We start from the raw sequence: 15,995 nt of genomic DNA, 5'->3' as shown, positions 1-15,995 counted from the left end.
AATTCAAACATGAAAGTAGCCATCATCGCAGCAAACGGCGGTATGTTCGACGCCTACAAAGTATTCAATATCGCAACCGCGGCAGCGGCAACGGACGGGGAAGTCGAGATCTTCTTCACATTCGAAGGTCTGAACCTGATCCACAAGGAAGGGATGAAGCAGCTTCCGATGCCGGAAGGCAAGGAGCACTTCGCAGAAGGATTCGCGAATGCGAACGTCCCATCGATCGAAGAACTCGTCGGCATGGCGCAGGAACTCGGCGTCAAATTCATTGCTTGCCAGATGACGATGGACGTCATGGGCCTCAAGAAAGAGGATTTCGCGGATGGTACGGAAGTCGGCGGCGCGGTGACGTTCCTCGGGTACGCGAAAGACGCGGACATCACGCTAACGTTCTGATTGAAGGGAATACGGAAAAGATTAATAGAAAGCTCTGGAGGGAATGCAAAAATGGAGAACGTGACGAAGACATTGGATGCAAAAGGGCTCGCGTGCCCGATGCCGGTCGTCCGGACGAAAAAAGCGATTGAAGAGCTGTCGGCCGGAGACATACTGGAAGTGGTGGTGACCGACCGCGGATCGATCGCGGACATTCCCATGTGGGCAAAAAACACAGGGCACGAATACATGGAACTCGTCGAAGAAGGCGATGTATTGAAGCACTATGTCCGCAAAGGCGGAAAGACAACCGACAAGGAGGAATCGCCGTTGAAGACCATTACGAATGAAGAATACCTGGAGATCTCAGAAAAAGGCCCGGTCACGCTGATCGACGTCCGCGAACCGGATGAGTTCGCAGCAGGTCACGCACCGGGCGCGAAAAACATTCCGCTCGGACAGGTTGAACAGCGCGCCGATGAAATCCCTGCAGAGGGCGATGTCTACATCATGTGCCGCTCCGGCGGCCGTGCGGGCATGGCGTGCGACACGCTCGGAACACTCGGACGTAAAAACCTGATCCGTGTGGCACCGGGAATGGGCGAGTGGGACGGCCCGGTCGAATAAATAAAAATTAACCAGAACGGCAACGGAGCGCATCCGTTGCCGTGTTTTTGTAGAGCGAGACGGAGCAGAGGAAGGAAAGTTTGTCCTTGGCTTTTTTTAGGAAGGGCTGGGGTGAGGTTCGAAGCACTCGAGGGAGATTCGGAAGCACTGGGTCTCCCGTTCGAAGCACTCACCACCGTTCTGAAAGCACTCGCCCCATCTTCACCATCCGTCATCCTAACATTAGAGTGATTCACCCCTAACATTAACCTGGTTCCGTGCTACAATGGGAGATGGAGAGCGCCTAACATAAGCAATCAACCGGAAGGAGCAGGACCCTTGGTTAAATACATAGGAGACGTTACAAAAGAATTCAACATTGAGTCGCACACCCTGCGCAACTGGGAGGACCGCGGACTCATCGGAGACGTGGAACAGGACTTCGTCCACGGCCGCATGTACAACGAGGAGCAGATCGAGCGGATCAAGACCATCCAGGAAGTCATCAACGCCCAGCGCGAAAGGGGCATGAAGCGGACCGACTACCGCGAAGTGGAAGACGTCCTGCTGGACCGGTTCGGCGGCCTGGTCGTGGAGCGCCAGGAAAACATTCCGGCAACCCCGGAAACGTTCATCAATCTCCTGAAAAAACTGGAGAAGCAGGAGCAGGCCAACGAGCAGCTGAAAGAACTGCTGATGACAATGGCGAAAAGCCAGGTGGAAGGAAACGACCGGATTCATCAGGCACTCGTTGAAAACACGGCTAAGCAAGAGGAAGAGATCAAGGAGATCCGTGAAGTCCGCGAGATGATCGGTGAGCTGAACAAGAACCTCCCCGAAGAGCCGGCGATTTCCAAGGAACAGGCAGACGCCGTCATCAAGGAAAACCAGTCGCTTAAGCAGGAAGTCCAGCTCATGAAGAAAGTGCTGGATGAAGTATTGATTCAGATTGAGGAAGACCGTGAAAAGCAAGCAGGCATGATCGCCGAACAGGCGGAGGAACCGAAAAAGGGGTTCTTCGCGAAGCTGTTCGGATAAAAAGGAAAGCTGCAGGGATCATTTGGATCCCCGCAGCTTTGTTTTTGTTTTGGCGGAAAAGGGTTATCTCTTCAGCGGACAGTAGCCGCACTGCATGAGACCCGGCACGTCTTTTGAATGGCAGCACGTCGTGCGGACGGTTGTGTTGAGGAGAAGTGACGGATGCGATCCCCGGAGATACCTGGCGAAAAGAGATTCCTTTGCAAGACCCTCCCATGTCCGGCCATCTTTCAGGATGTTCATGACGGCCTCTGCGTCAGGCGAGGTCCCCGGGTCCGACAACAGCACATGCAGGTGGTAGAGCAGGAAGCCGAACATGTTCTCCCAATGGGTGAGGGACGGAGCTGCCGAAACCGTCAGGAGCGCATCGGAGACCTCTTTTACATAAGCCTGCAGGAGTTTCCGGATGATTTCTGTGTAATCCGCTTGTTCTGCCATGGTGTAGTCGCCGCCATTAAGGAACATGCTGACGGAAAGCTTGCCGAATTCCTCTACAGCGCCGAATTGGAGGGCGTCATTCGGCCCTTCCCAAACCTCTTCATAAACGATCAGTGTGTATAGTTGAAAGGCTGTGCACATGCCGGCACGCCTGCTGAAGTAAGAGGCCGCCACGGTCGGGTTTTCTGCCCCGCTAACAGCGCGAACGAGCCGCAATGCGCTTTCCGGGTCGGATTTCAGCGTTTTCAGGGTAAACAGGGGATGTGCAGGTTCGCCGATGTAGATGCTATAGCTATTCAGTTGGCGCTTTTGTTCCTGGGTCAGATTCATCATATCGCCATTATACCGCAATGCGACGGGGTCCGGAATGCGTCCGGCGGTTCATTGTGCTATCTTGAAACTATTCAGAAAGGGGGAGTCCGGCATGCGATTGGCTATCATGACGGTTGGGAAGACACATAGCGGGAAGACCACATTTGCAAACCAACTTTCCGAAGCGCTTGCCGACTCGGTCGTGATTGACCAGGATCTGCAGGCGGAATTTTTGAACCGGCATTATCCGCCACTGCTCCCGGCCCAGGGGCCGAACACGCTCAAATACGCCCTTACACAGACGCTGGTCGAGCACGCGGTCCGGCAAACGGGCCTCCATCTCATTATCTCCAACTCGAATCTGGGCCGGGAAGCGCGGCTGGAGTGGCTGGATTATTACAGGAAACACGGTTTCACGACAGTTCTCGTCTTTTTCAATATTCCTGAAGACCATCTGCGGATCCGCATCAGGGAAAGCGGCCGGAGCACGAAAATCTTCCGGGTGAGCCTTACTTTTGATGAATTGCTTGACCGGCAGAAGGCAGCTTTTCCGGTTGCCGCTCCGTCGGAAGATGAGGCGGAGCATCTTTTCACGGTTCGCCTGCCCGATGACGCGGAATCCGTCATCAGGCGGATTACCGGGCTTGCCGGCGGGGAAACGGAGGACGGGCGATGAAGGTTCTTGTTGACGCGGATGGCTGCCCGGTTGTGGACGAAACGATCCGCACCGCGGGGAAGCATGACATACCGGTCACCTTGCTGTGCGATACCGCGCATGAAATGCACCGGGACGGCGCAGAGACGGTCATCGTCTCCAAAGGTGCCGATGCAGTGGATTTCCTTCTCGTGAACCGGGTGAGTCCGGGGGACATCGTCGTGACGCAGGACTACGGCCTTGCCGCCATGGTGCTCGCCAAAGGCGGACGGCCGATCGACCAGAATGGACGTCTCTATACGGAAGACAATATCGACGGCCTGTTGATGAGCAGGTATGTTTCGAAGAAAGTGCGTGAAGCGGGCGGCCGCATGAAGGGACCAAAAAAACGCAGGCCGGAGGCGAATCTCCGGTTTGAACGCAATCTGGATGCGCTGCTTTCTGGAATTTCAGGCAAGGCAGTGTGTGAGGAAGGGAAGGAAATGTAAATGGCTTTTGTCTGGTTTATCCTGGCCGCCGCCGTAACTGTTTTCGCGGCGATCAAGCTTTCCAATTACGCGGATGTGCTCTCGACAAAAACGGCGATGGGCGGCCTACTTGTCGGTACGCTCCTTCTTGCGGGGGCGACGTCGCTTCCCGAAGTGACGACAAGCGTATCCGCAGTTCTGATCGGCAACCCCGACATCGCGATCGGGAACGTAGTCGGATCCAATATGTTCAACCTGTTTATTTTCGCCTGCTTCGACCTCGCCTACCGCAGGCACCATCTTCTGGAGCTGGCGGGCCGGAACCACCTGTACACGGCAGGCACCGGCCTGGTCCTCATGGCGGTGACGTATCTGTCGCTTCAGTTCCGTCCGGAATGGGAAGTGTTCGGCGTCGGACTGGACTCGATCGCGCTTGTGATTCTGTACGCAATCGGAATGGTGGTCGTCGGACGCATTTCCAGAAACGAAGCACCGACACCTGCTGTCCCGGTGCCCGACACCGCTGTCACTTCCGATGAAGGCGTAGACGATGGCATCACCGTCCGCCGAGCCGTGATCGGCTTCTCCCTTGCGGCGCTGGTCATTATGGGTGCCGGTACCGTCCTGTCAATTATGGGCGACCGGATCGCAGTGATCACCGGTCTCGGATCAAGCTTTGTCGGCAGTTTCCTGATTGCCGCGACCACGTCGCTTCCGGAAGCCGTCTCGGTCTTTGTTGCACTTCGGGCGAAAAATGTCAATCTGGCGCTCGGATCGATTCTCGGGAGCAACATGTTCAACATGCTCATCATTTTCCTGGCCGATCTGTTTTATCGCGATGGGGCGGTCCTCTCGGTTGCGGACCCGTCCCACCGGATCACCGCCTTGGTCGTCATGGCACTATCCGCAGTCCTGCTTCTGGCCATTGCGAGGAAAAAGACCGCATCCCATGCCGCTTACATGGTGCCGGCCATCCTGATTGTCATCGGCTATTTTATCGCCTCTTATCTCATGTTCCAGGGATGAGTGGAAGAAAAATCCGGGTATAGAGTCTAAGAGACCCTCCCGGCGGCCATGATAGGGACAGACGCGGTTCATGCCGCGCCTAAGCATTCATCCGCAGGGAGATGCAAATCTTCTTGGAGAGAGACGGAGATGAGTGAAATGGCCGGTATCTTCGATGAGTTCATGATCATGGTTTATTGCCTGGTGGTCCTTTGGATCAACCTCGGCTATCTTCACGATCAGCCTGAAGAAGCGAGGGGAATTGCCGAACTGTCGCCGAGTGAGGACCTTGCCATCAAACAGGACAGCCTTCCGCTGCTGACCCTTTCGCTTGCGCTCAATTTCAGCCGCAGGTGGCTGTTTTATATGCTGGCATCGCTCGTGACCGCCAGCCCGGCCGTCACGGCCCTGTCGGCGGCCCTTTTCGCAGTCAGCCTGCATAACAGCATGCCGCGACAGAAAACGTCGGTATGGAAAAGGAAGCGGAAGCGGGACCTCGGCCTGTTTTTGGCGATTGCCGACGCGTTCTTCATCACTGGCTTCCTGATCTGGCTGATCTGGACCTGATCGCACCGTCCGCCTGTATGCACAGCCGGACACCCCACTGCCCGCCCCGGCAAACGAGGCGGGCTTTTTGGTGCCCAGACATCCGTCCGGGCGGGCTCATATCCTGTACGGGAAGGGGTGAAGGCGTATGGCATCGGACCATAACCCGGTCGCGGTCGAACGGGCCGAATGGAAAAAACGGCAGATGAAGGAACGGATGAAGCAGCTTCTCACCGTCTCCTCCCCGATCTTCATGCTGCTATTGTGGGAAGTGCTGTCCCGGACAGCGGTCCTCGATCCGAGGTTTTTCCCGCCGCCGACGGCGATCCTCGAGACGTTCTGGAACCTGGCGGCAAGCGGAGAACTGCTCACGCATATCGGAGTCTCGCTCTACCGGATATTCGGCGGTTTCCTGCTCGGGGTCATCCCCGGCGTGATCATCGGCCTCCTCATGGGACTCTATTCGCCGATCCGGCACTTTGTCCAGCCGATCGTCATGGCGATCATGCCGATCCCGACATTGGCGCTTTTGCCGATCATCATCATCCTGTTCGGCATCGGTGACCTGTCGAAGGTTGTGACCATCGCGGGAAGCGTGTTTTTCCCGGTTGTCATCAACACGGCGGCCGGCGTCATGAACATCGACCCGATCCACATGGATCTCGCGAAAAACTACGGGGCCGACTCCAAAGACTACTTTCTCAAAATCGCCTTCCCCGGCGCGCTCCCGGTTATGCTGGAGGGAATCCAGATGGGCCAGGCGATTGCCCTTCTGACGATCGTCGCCGCGGAGATGATGGGATCGGTATCGGGGATCGGATTCCTGATCTGGACTTCCTACAAGGCGTTCCTCCTGCAGGAGATGTATGTCGGACTTATCCTGATCTCATTCTTCGGTTATCTGTTCTCGCTCCTGCTGCGCGGGCTCCAGCGGAAAATCCTGAGATGGAGGTGACGGGATGAAGGATGACGTAAAGATCCGGATCCGCAATCTGACGAAGGTGTTCTACCAGAAGGGTGAAAGCATCACCGCGCTCGACAATGTGACGCTCGACATCCTAGACGGGGAGTTTGTCTGCCTGGTCGGCCCGAGCGGATGCGGCAAGACGACCCTTCTCCGGATACTGGCGGACCTCGAGCAGCCGAGCGCCGGCGGATACGAGATCGCCACGGAAAAGGAGGATAGGCCGCTACAGTCGATGGTGTTCCAGGAGCGGGGGGTCATCCCATGGCTCACGGTCCGAGACAATGTCGCGTTCGGCCTTGAGATGCGGAAGCTTCCGAAGAAGGTCGTGAAAGAACGGACCGACTATTATCTGGAGAAGACCGGGCTGATGGCATTCGCTGACCGCTTCCCGAAGGAGCTGTCCGGCGGCATGAAGCAGCGGGTCGGGATTGCCCGGGCATTTGCAAACGATCCGGAAATCCTCCTCATGGATGAACCGTTCGCCGCGCTTGATGAGCAGAATAAGTTCATCCTCCAGGAAGAGCTTTTGCAGATCTGGGCGGAGACGAGAAAGACGGTACTGTTCATCACTCACAGCATTGACGAGGCTCTGCTCCTGTCCGACCGGATCCTCCTGATGAGCGCCCAGCCGGGAAGGATTTCCGAGGAGATCCGGGTGGCGGCGCCGAGGCCGAGGACGATGGAAGCGATCCGGGCTGACCCGGACATCGCGGAGCAGTTCGTCAGGGTGCTGAAGCACCTCCAGGACGAAGTGCAGCGGTCGAGAGGCTGAATGCCGGTTTTTCCTGCGCCGATTCGGTGATTTCGTAAGCGAACAAGGTCATTGATGGGTCGAAGGCAATTACAGGCCGGCAGTCCGGCCTGTCGGGAAAAGACAGAGAGATGGGGGATCAGTGTGGGGAAACATAAATTGAAGGCCGGCTTCGCCGCGGCTGCGGCAGCCCTTCTGCTTTTGGCCGGATGCACACAAAAAGAGCCCGCGCCGCCGAAGGAGACCGCGGATCCTCCGGAAGGCGAGCATCCATCGGGGGACCTGGCACCGCTTAAAGAGCGTGTGACGGTCACGATCGCGGAGGACGGTGCCGCTTCGGGTGCCGGATTCTATATCGCGAAGGAAAAGGGCTATTTCGAGGACTACAACATCGACGTGGAATTTGCCCAGTTCGCCAACAGTGACGAGATGCTGCCTGCGGTCGCAGCGGGCGAGGTGGACATCGCAGGCGGCGTTTCGACCGCTTCGTTCTTTAACGCGATCGCACAGGGCATCGACGTCCGGATTATCGCCGACAAAGGCCATAACGTCCCGGGCAAGTCGTACTTTACATTCGTCAGGGGCGTGGACAGCGGCATCGAGGAATACGCCGACATCAAGGGCAAGAAGATCGCCGTCTCGTCGCGCAACTCAATCGACAGCTACTTCTTTGACAAGCTGATCGAGCATGCCGGCTTTACGGAGGAGGAAGTGGAATTTGTCCTGATCGCAGACTTCGGCAGCATGCTCGGAGCGGTCGACAACGGAACGGTCGACATGGCGCTCAGCATCGAGCCGCTGATTGCCCAGGGCGTCCTGCAGGGCATGCATGAACGCTTCCGGGATGCAACCGAGTTCGCACCGGAAACCCAGGTGGCGATGGTGCTCGGCTCGCCGCAGTTCATGACGCAGGAGAAAGATATTTCGCTCCGTTTCATGCTCGCCTACCTGAAGGGCCTGCGCGACTACAACGATGCGTTCCAGAAGGATGAAGGCAAGGATGAAATCATCGACATCATGGTGAAGCACACCGCGCTGAAGGATCCGGAAATGTGGGAGCAGGTGCAGGTGACCGGCCTTGATCCGGACGGCAAGATGTTCATCGACAACATCCGGGAGCAGTACGAACACTACAAAGCGGCCGGCGCAATTTCCGGGGAGATCGACTTCGACAAGGCGATCGACACATCGATCGCGGAAGAAGCGCTTGAGATCCTCGGGCCGTATGACCGCGACTGACCGCGCGTTTCAGAAACCGGAGTTTTCTTGAGGCAGCCGGTCCGATAAGGTATAATGACATGAGAAAGAGGAACTACGAAAAGGACCGGATGCGCGAACATCCGGCCCGGTGCAGCCTGTGCCCGAACGGGGCAGGCGGATACGACGAGAGCCGTCCCAACCTTGGCCGAGGGGGACGGCTATTCTTTTTTGCTGATGGCGACGATCAGTGTCACGACAAGCGTCAGCAGGCCGACGATGGCGCCGGCCACCTGAATGATCAATCCGGCCGCTTCGGCGACGGTCAAAGGCATCACCCCCTCCCCGGGGTATGCCGTCCGGACAAGGCTGCTCACTTATTATACCACAAAACAGAACGTACGTTCCTATTCGGGTTAGGGTTTTTCCTCAATGGGGTCTATATACCCCCGGGAAGGGCCGTTTTGGGTGGCGCAAGAAATGATTTCCTCCAAAAGTCTAAGTGTAGCAGCCCCGTTCACCGGGAATGCGTATAGCAAGACACCGAAGGAGGGATCAGGATGAGAGCGAAATTTGCATTCCCGATCGTCATCGCGGGGTCGCTTGCATTGGCGGCATGCGGTTCGGACGGAGCGGAGGAAGCGGTGCCGGAGGAAGAAGCGGAGGCAGCTGAAACCACGGCAGCAGAGAATGGCGACACAGGAGAAGAATCGGCGACCGGCACGGACAGCGAGTCACCGGTTAAATCTCAGGCTTCTGACGGCAGCGGCCAGGCCGACATGAGGAAGAAGATGCAGGCACTGGACTATACGGAGTTTGAACTGGAAGTCGAATATGACAATGATGAAGAGTACGAGGCCCAGCTTGAACTCAAACCGGACAACTCAGTCGTTGCCGGCTATGAGGACGACATGAACGGCATCAAAAAACAGGGTATCCAGGCCTTTAACGACCTTTATCCTCTAGTGGAACAGCTGGAGATCACGCCATCCTCCAACCAGGAAGAAGAGATCCAGAACATTCTCTCAACCTTCAGCCTGCCGGAAGACTTCACCGACTTTTCCCTGGAGCTGAGATTCAGCGACGGGACCAAGCATGAATTTGAAGTGGAAAAATGATCAGGAAAACGTTCGCCACCATTCACAGTGAGCGGGCGTTTTTTTGTGTTTGAAACATTTAGATGGAATTTTCAATATCTTGTCGCGATCAAGCATAAGTGATGCTAATATTAGCATAAAGGCAAATAATGGAGGAGTCATGGTTTTACTAGCGGTCATCAGCAGTCTCGCACTGTTTTCGGCGGGAATAATCGTACTGTATAAGATGAAAAAGGCATGGTTATCCGTGTCTCTGTTTGTTTTGACCATATTGGCTGGTGCTGCAGTATTGGTTTTGGCAGTAATCGGATCAATCCAATGGCCGGAGCGGACCGGCAGGGTACAGGAGTCGGGGCCGTACACAATTCTATATCGTGATGGTGAGGGGGAACTGGCTGATGAGGTGAGTGCTGCATTGCATGAGATGGAGCCGGTGGTCTCCGGACTATTGGGTGAAGCTCCGGAAGCGCGGCTGACTGTCCGTTTCTCGGATCGCCTTTTGGGAGAAGGCGTTGCTGATCAATCAGTAGGTGTGTATAACTGGAAAACGTCTACGGCCACGCTGCGCTCCGGCATTTCCGACTGGAAATCCGTCTTGCTCCACGAATATGTCCATTATCGTTCGCATCAGTATCAGGCCCTTCACGGTACTCCGCCCGGGACAATCCCCCAATGGTTTGAGGAAGGCCTGGCGATGTATGTCCAGCACCCCCTCCCCCCTGCTGACCCAAATGAAGTGGAGATTTCACGTGACCTCAGAGAAATCGGCACTCGCCAAGACTTCTTGGCCGCCCTCGAGCACAGCGACATTTATGCACAGAGCTATTTTGCGGTAGCGCATCTGATTGAGCAGTATGGAAAGGAGTCCGTTTTGCTGCTCATGAATTCTTCATCGCAGGACCAGTTCTATGCCCGGCTGGAGAAGCTCACCGGCAAGAGCAGTGCTGATTTCAGCGGTTCACTCATGAATGCCTATAGGAAAGATGAAGAACAAATGCAGGAAAAGGTGAAGCAATTTCATGATCGTCTGTTCAAAGATGACTTTGAAGGAGCCGGGCAGGTGCTGGCTGCCTGGTCAGCTGCGGAAGGCAGCCGGACAGCCAAAGAGGTGGAAGATTATCAGCACACCCTTTTACTGCATGCCAGGGAATGGAAGGAACTGATGTACAGCCTCGAGCAAAAAAGGGCATCCCGCCCGTATGATATGAGGTTCCTCGACTATGCGCTGCTTGCCGAGCTGACTCTGTTGTTTGATCCTGAACAGGCGTATGACGTGGTCAAAGAAGCACAGGCCCGCATAACTGAGGATGCCACAACTTCTCATTTCATCAATCAGGCGGCAGAACCCTATCAATGGATTTCCGGCAATGACCCGAGTGAGGGATACCGGATGCTGATCGAGGACGATCTTTTTTTCAATCAGGAGATCAAGGAAGCGCTTTTCGAGAAATGGCAGGAAGACTATCCGGACGAGACATGGTGGGAGAGGAGCGGAAAGCGGTAATGTGGCAGGGAGCAGCGGCGGTCTGCCTGGACGAAGCAGGACGGCTTCTGATGGTGCTTCAGGGAACACCTGAAGAGGAGAAGAAATGGGCTGTGCCATCCGGTGGGAAGGAAGCCGGAGAAACGTTTGAAGCATGCTGCCTCCGTGAACTGAAAGAAGAGACCGGGTACGAGGGAATGGTTGTCCGGCCGCTATTCGTGAAGTCGGACGGGGCGGTTGAGGTCCGGTATTTTGAGGTAACGATTATCGGCGGCCGCATGGAGATTTGCGACCCGGACGAACTGATCCATGAGATTGCCTGGAAGGCTAAAGACGAGCTGGGCTCCCTGGAACTCTCTTTCCCGGAAGACCGGCCGGTTCTGCTGTCCCTGCTTGGGGAGACAGAGTCCTCTCAAACGGTATAAGTCCCCATGTGAAAGGACCGCTCCGAAATGATCGGAGCGGTCCTTTGACGTTTGTTCTATGAAGCTTGAGCAATGGATTTTCGCTTCGCAAGCAGGGTCTGAAAGCTGTGCAGCGACATGCCGGCGATGATGACGGCGATGCCGCCGAGGGCGACCGGGCCGGGGAGCGGAAGCGACAGCAGGATCATCTCTCCGGCAAGGGCAAAGACGATCTCGAGCGACTGGGTCGCTTCGACTGCAGCGAGCCTCCCCTGATCGTGCCGGGCAAGGTCGGTGGCCATGAAAAACAGTGTGGTCGCAATGACTCCGGACGAGACCGCGACGATGAACGACTGGACCATCTGTCCCCAGGACGGCCACCCGACTGTCGCAACCGCAATGCCGGCAAGCAGGAGCCAGAACGGAAGCGAGGCCAGCGTCATCGCCAGCACCCGCTGGAACGTGTCAAGCCGCCCGCCGAGTGTCTCCATCATCTTCCGGTTCCCGAGCGGATAGGCAAACGCCGCGATGACAATCGGGAGGATGCCGAGCAGAACAGTCCGACCGTCTACCGTTCCTGCATGCGGCATCTGGATCAGCACGACACCAAGCAGGATGATGCAGGAGATACCGAGGGAGACGACGGGAATCCGGTGACGAGCCCTTTTTTCACCGTCAGCCGTGTGAATCGTGTATAAAAACAGCGGAGCGAGCAGCACGCCCGCCACGATGGTCAGCTGCCACGTTCCCGCAACCAGCCAGCCCGGGCTGTATGCGGCCGCAAACGTGAGCGGCGCGTAGAACAGCACGAACGCAAAAAAGCTCCAGAGGATGAACGGGCCCGGGATGCGCCTGATTTCAGAGAAAGAAGTGCCCAGACCCCTGCGCAATGCGACAATCAGGAGAAGAAACGGCACCATGAAGAAGAACCGGAGCGAGGCGCTCCACATCCAGCTGCCGCCGTCCAGCTCCATCGAGCGGTTCAGGACGAACGTCACTGCAAAAAATAATGCAGCGAAAATGCCAAGCGTAATCTCCTTCATGATACGGCCCCCTTATGCGCGTTCTTCGTAAAGCTTCACCATCTCGATAATGACATTCGCCGCTTTTTCCATATTGTCGGCGGAGATGAATTCATACTTGCCGTGGAAGTTCTCGCCGCCCGTGAAGATGTTCGGTGTCGGCAGACCCATGTAAGAAAGCTGCGAGCCGTCCGTGCCGCCGCGGACCGGGATGATGTTCGGTTCGATGCCGAGGTTTTTGAAGGCGTCGGATGCGATATCCACGATATGCATGACAGGCTCGATTTTTTCCGCCATGTTGTAGTACTGGTCATTCAGCTCAAGTTCGACCGTGCCTTCGCCGTACTGGCTGTTCAGCTTGGCGGCTGTTTCTTCAAGCAGTTGCTTTTTCGCTTCGAACTTCTCGCGGCTATGGTCACGGATGATGTAGGAGAGAGTGGTCTTCTCGACCGAACCGTCTACGTACATGAGGTGGATAAAGCCCTCATAATCATCGGTTTTCTGCGGGATTTCATCCGCCGGCATCGCCGCCTGGAACTCATGGGCAATCAGGATCGAGTTGACCATCTTGTCCTTTGCGGAGCCGGGATGGATGTTCGTGCCGTTGAACGTCACTTTCGCCACAGCTGCGTTGAAGCTTTCATACTGGAGCTCGCCGAGCGGGCCGCCGTCCATCGTGTAGGCGTAGTCCGCACCGAACGCTTCGACGTCAAACTTGTGAGGCCCGCGGCCGATTTCCTCGTCCGGGGAAAATGCAACACGGAGCTTGCCGTGCCTGATATCCGGGTTTTGCGCAAGATATTCCATCGCCGTCATGATCTCTGCAATGCCCGCCTTGTTGTCGGCTCCAAGAAGTGTCGTGCCGTCCGTCGTGATCAGCGTGTGGCCTTTGTAGTTGTCCAGCTGCGGGAACACGGACCTGGCCATGACAGTATTTTCGTTCAGTTTGATGTCGGATCCGTCATAGTTGTCGATGCGCTGCGGATTGACGTTTTTGCCCGTGTAATCCGTCGCCGTATCGACATGCGCGAGGAAGCCGATCACCGGGAGTTCCTTGTCGGTGTTCGCCGGAAGCGTACCGAACAGGTAGCCGTTTTCGTCCAGCGTGATCTCGGTCAGGCCGATCTCCGCCATTTCCTTCTCGAGCAGGCGGAGCAGGTCCCACTGGCCCTCCGTCGACGGCGTCGAAGTGCTTTCTTCATTGGACTGTGTATCAATCTTTGCGTAGCGCACGAGGCGCTCGATCAGTTTCTCTTTCATTTTGACGGTCTCCCCTCTGGAGTTGGGTAAATTCGGAATAGTACCATTTTAGCATGTCTCCCTATGGAGGGTAAGCAAGCCCGTCATTATGTAGTTCGTCCCGACAAATATTTCAAGCTATACGGTGACACTCGAGACAGCTGAAAAATGGGAATTTTGGCTCTCCTCGAGTTTGTGAGATGGGAAAGTCCTTTCTCGCCTCATAGAAATGTGAAACAAATTTACAGCAACTACATACGTCAATGAATTATCCAAAAAATCAAGAAAAGGGTTAAATTTGTTTCTATTCTGTGATATAATAAAACCAAAATGAGGAATAGAATGAAGAATATGGTAAAACTTTTGATGGTAATTGTTGTGGCGTTTGCAGGTGTTTGTGTCTCAGGAAGCGGCGTTGCCTCGGCTTCTAAATTTGAGGTTCAACCCAATTATGGTCAGTATCCTGTACCAATTTACGATAACAACGTGAAGTATAGGGAAACTATTTATATCACAAATACAGATTTAGGTATTTACGGTGCTGGGGCTGGCGGTGTTTCCACTATTCTAGAAAGAAAAAGTATCTTCTCTACGCTAGCAAAAGTTTTCGTTTACGCGGGAGCTGCTAGTGCAATTGCTGCAGCAATTAACCACGGCGCCGGAAACAATGGTTTTAAGGTAGTTATTACATATGACTATAAGTTGCACCGAGATAACCCTTATCAACGTCCATACTATACGCATGTCCCGGTTTCCTGGAGTGTAACCCCATATTAATTAGACTTAGACAAGGGGGTAAGTACATACAGACTCCCTATGAAAAGTGCCGACTAATGTCGGAACTTTTTTATTAGTACTGAAAACTACTTAGAGCCAGTAATGTCAAGACGGTTGTAACCCCGACAAAAATATAACTTTCTTTCTTCTTGTTCTTCTTTATTAATTGGAAGCTATATGTAGCAAAGATAATAGGCAGGATAAAGAAAACAACTGGAATAGAAAACAAATTGTTTGACAACTTTAAAAGCAAGGAAATCACAGAAACAGCAATATTTAATATTAGTAGTACTTTCATGTAACCTCTCCTTTTTGTAGAGTTCAACAATTCTAACATAACGTTTTGTCTCATTAAATGGTATTAAAGCCAAATGGTATGAAAGCCCTTCTCGGAATCAAAGTTCCTCGAGATAATAAGGGAATTACGTGCCGGAGGTGTTTGGAGAGTTGACACCTTGCGTAATGCAATGGATACTCACCCAAAACAGCAGGCCACCTCCTCGCTGAAGCACTCCATACAGCGCAGGCCCATATACCTAAGGACGAATCGCAAATAAGTACTGCAGGCGAAAAAACCTCACCGTCTACAAAAACTACCTCCAAATTAAACAAACAGTAAAACATAAGTGCATCCGGTGTGCCGTTTTATTTCTTCTTGCCGACCGCCTCCAGGAACGCGGATACGGCGGCATGGCCCTGCATCGCCGGTGCATGAAGAACGGAAAACGTCCTCTTCTGCGGCGGGATATTGGCGTCCAGCTGCACGAGACGGCCGGTTTCAAGACCGTCCTGCGCTGCATGGACGGAAACCGCAGCGATGCCGAGTCCTGCGACGACCGCCTGGATAACGCCGCCGTTCGACCCGATGATCATGCGGCCGGGTTTCACATGTCCGAGGGAGCGGAGCAGGTGGTCGGTATGCTCCCTCGTACCGGATCCTTCCTCGCGGGTGATCCAGCGCGCCTGTTGGAGGTCTTCAGGGGTGACGTCGGCCTTTCCGGCAAGCGGATGGCCGGTTCCGCAGACCACAATCAGCTCATCTTCCATGAACGGGACGGCGGTGAGACCGTCAAGCCGGACGGTGCCTTCGATGCAGCCGACATCGCATCGGAACTCGCGCACTTTGGCCTCGACCTCCTCGGTATTGCTGATGGAGATGATGACTTCCAGCTTCGGATGGGCGGCGAGCAGATCTTCCAGCAGGCGGGGGAGCACGTATTCGCCGATCGTGTAGCTGGCAGCGATGGTCAGCGTGCCGGTGAGCTCGCCGCTTTGCCGCATCATGTCTTCCTTCGTTTCCTCCGCAAGCGTCAGCAGCTGCCTGGCGCGCTCGTAAAGCAGTTGCCCGGCCGGCGTGATGCTGAACTGCTTCCGTGACCGGATAAAAAGCGCCGTGCCGAATTCCTCCTCCAGCTGTCTGATGTGCAGGCTGACAGTCGGCTGGGCGAGGTTCAGCGCCTCACCCGCTTTCGTAAAGTTCCTGCGCTCTGCCACTTCGGTGAATGTCCTTAATTGCTCCAAAAGCATATCCTGCCTCCTTTCCATCAGAATTTCTGATTGATTCTATCATGAAGGTTCATTTTAATGATTGACACCGTAAGTCTATAATGAAG

The 15,995-nt window shown here is 54.9% G+C and carries 19 protein-coding genes; 14 read left to right on the top strand and 5 right to left on the bottom strand.

Annotation, left to right across the window (positions count from 1 at the left end):
* Window positions 1-9 precede the first annotated feature (9 nt).
* The 3 genes from KHA84_RS13280 to KHA84_RS13270 all read left to right on the top strand — a co-directional run bounded on the left by KHA84_RS13280 (window position 10) and on the right by KHA84_RS13270 (window position 2,022).
* Window positions 10-399: a DsrE/DsrF/DrsH-like family protein gene (locus KHA84_RS13280; RefSeq protein ID WP_213423998.1), complete on the top strand. Its 390-nt coding sequence runs from the start codon at window positions 10-12 to the stop codon at window positions 397-399.
* Window positions 400-450: 51 nt separating this feature from the next.
* Window positions 451-1,005, top strand: a complete 555-nt coding sequence (locus tag KHA84_RS13275; protein ID WP_213423997.1) for a sulfurtransferase TusA family protein — start codon at window positions 451-453, stop codon at window positions 1,003-1,005.
* A 318-nt stretch (window positions 1,006-1,323) separates the two neighbouring features.
* Window positions 1,324-2,022, top strand: a complete 699-nt coding sequence (locus tag KHA84_RS13270) for a MerR family transcriptional regulator (RefSeq protein WP_213423996.1) — start codon at window positions 1,324-1,326, stop codon at window positions 2,020-2,022.
* A gap of 63 nt (window positions 2,023-2,085) precedes the next feature.
* Here KHA84_RS13270 and KHA84_RS13265 read toward each other — a convergent pair whose 3' ends face one another.
* Window positions 2,086-2,790 (bottom strand): hypothetical protein, encoded by a 705-nt coding sequence (locus tag KHA84_RS13265; RefSeq protein WP_236823284.1) that lies wholly within the window; start codon window positions 2,788-2,790, stop codon window positions 2,086-2,088.
* A gap of 94 nt (window positions 2,791-2,884) precedes the next feature.
* Between KHA84_RS13265 and KHA84_RS13260 the strand changes: the two genes are divergently transcribed.
* The 7 genes from KHA84_RS13260 (at window position 2,885) to KHA84_RS13230 (ending at window position 8,402) form a co-directional block, all read left to right on the top strand.
* Window positions 2,885-3,448: an ATP-binding protein gene (locus KHA84_RS13260; protein WP_236823283.1), complete on the top strand. Its 564-nt coding sequence runs from the start codon at window positions 2,885-2,887 to the stop codon at window positions 3,446-3,448.
* Window positions 3,445-3,915 (top strand): YaiI/YqxD family protein, encoded by a 471-nt coding sequence (locus KHA84_RS13255; protein WP_213423994.1) that lies wholly within the window; start codon window positions 3,445-3,447, stop codon window positions 3,913-3,915. The genes KHA84_RS13260 and KHA84_RS13255 overlap by 4 nt, the downstream gene beginning before the upstream one ends.
* Complete coding sequence (locus tag KHA84_RS13250; protein ID WP_213423993.1) at window positions 3,916-4,920, top strand: sodium:calcium antiporter; 1,005 nt, start codon at window positions 3,916-3,918, stop codon at window positions 4,918-4,920.
* 129 nt (window positions 4,921-5,049) lie between these two features.
* Complete coding sequence (locus KHA84_RS13245; protein ID WP_035001931.1) at window positions 5,050-5,466, top strand: hypothetical protein; 417 nt, start codon at window positions 5,050-5,052, stop codon at window positions 5,464-5,466.
* 127 nt (window positions 5,467-5,593) lie between these two features.
* Complete coding sequence (locus KHA84_RS13240) at window positions 5,594-6,400, top strand: ABC transporter permease (protein WP_008299404.1); 807 nt, start codon at window positions 5,594-5,596, stop codon at window positions 6,398-6,400.
* A gap of 4 nt (window positions 6,401-6,404) precedes the next feature.
* On the top strand, window positions 6,405-7,184 hold the full coding sequence (locus KHA84_RS13235) for an ABC transporter ATP-binding protein (RefSeq protein WP_213423992.1): 780 nt from the start codon (window positions 6,405-6,407) through the stop codon (window positions 7,182-7,184).
* 123 nt (window positions 7,185-7,307) lie between these two features.
* Window positions 7,308-8,402 carry an ABC transporter substrate-binding protein gene (locus tag KHA84_RS13230; protein WP_213423991.1) on the top strand — a complete coding sequence of 365 codons (1,095 nt, stop codon included), beginning with the start codon at window positions 7,308-7,310 and terminating at the stop codon, window positions 8,400-8,402.
* Between the two features lie 179 nt (window positions 8,403-8,581).
* Here KHA84_RS13230 and KHA84_RS15435 read toward each other — a convergent pair whose 3' ends face one another.
* Window positions 8,582-8,689: a putative holin-like toxin gene (locus KHA84_RS15435; RefSeq protein WP_221761803.1), complete on the bottom strand. Its 108-nt coding sequence runs from the start codon at window positions 8,687-8,689 to the stop codon at window positions 8,582-8,584.
* A 231-nt stretch (window positions 8,690-8,920) separates the two neighbouring features.
* Here KHA84_RS15435 and KHA84_RS13225 point away from each other — a divergent pair, with 231 nt between their 5' ends.
* From KHA84_RS13225 to KHA84_RS13215, 3 genes are all read left to right on the top strand, one after another.
* On the top strand, window positions 8,921-9,478 hold the full coding sequence (locus KHA84_RS13225; RefSeq protein WP_213423990.1) for a YusW family protein: 558 nt from the start codon (window positions 8,921-8,923) through the stop codon (window positions 9,476-9,478).
* A 139-nt stretch (window positions 9,479-9,617) separates the two neighbouring features.
* Window positions 9,618-10,961 (top strand): peptidase MA family metallohydrolase, encoded by a 1,344-nt coding sequence (locus KHA84_RS13220; protein WP_213423989.1) that lies wholly within the window; start codon window positions 9,618-9,620, stop codon window positions 10,959-10,961.
* Window positions 10,961-11,365 (top strand): NUDIX hydrolase, encoded by a 405-nt coding sequence (locus KHA84_RS13215; protein WP_213423988.1) that lies wholly within the window; start codon window positions 10,961-10,963, stop codon window positions 11,363-11,365. Before KHA84_RS13220 ends, KHA84_RS13215 begins: the two co-directional genes overlap by 1 nt.
* Before the next feature lie 56 nt (window positions 11,366-11,421).
* Here the strand turns inward: KHA84_RS13215 and KHA84_RS13210 are convergent, their stop codons facing one another.
* Both KHA84_RS13210 and pepT read right to left on the bottom strand, forming a co-directional pair.
* The gene (locus tag KHA84_RS13210; RefSeq protein WP_213423987.1) at window positions 11,422-12,387 is read right to left on the bottom strand and encodes a DMT family transporter; all 966 of its coding nucleotides are present in this window, start codon (window positions 12,385-12,387) and stop codon (window positions 11,422-11,424) included.
* A gap of 12 nt (window positions 12,388-12,399) precedes the next feature.
* Window positions 12,400-13,626: a peptidase T gene (gene pepT / locus KHA84_RS13205; RefSeq protein ID WP_213423986.1), complete on the bottom strand. Its 1,227-nt coding sequence runs from the start codon at window positions 13,624-13,626 to the stop codon at window positions 12,400-12,402.
* 321 nt (window positions 13,627-13,947) lie between these two features.
* Between pepT and KHA84_RS13200 the strand changes: the two genes are divergently transcribed.
* A complete protein-coding gene (locus KHA84_RS13200) occupies window positions 13,948-14,382 on the top strand; it encodes a hypothetical protein (RefSeq protein WP_213423985.1) in 435 nt (144 codons plus the stop codon).
* Between the two features lie 645 nt (window positions 14,383-15,027).
* Here the strand turns inward: KHA84_RS13200 and KHA84_RS13195 are convergent.
* Window positions 15,028-15,909, bottom strand: a complete 882-nt coding sequence (locus KHA84_RS13195) for a LysR family transcriptional regulator (protein ID WP_213423984.1) — start codon at window positions 15,907-15,909, stop codon at window positions 15,028-15,030.
* Window positions 15,910-15,995: the final 86 nt, after the last annotated feature.

Source organism: Bhargavaea massiliensis (assembly GCF_018390575.1).
GTDB classification, from domain to species: domain Bacteria; phylum Bacillota; class Bacilli; order Bacillales_A; family Planococcaceae; genus Bhargavaea; species Bhargavaea massiliensis.
The sequence above is the reverse complement of the archived record's forward strand: the minus strand, read 5'-3'. Positions and strand labels throughout refer to the sequence as shown.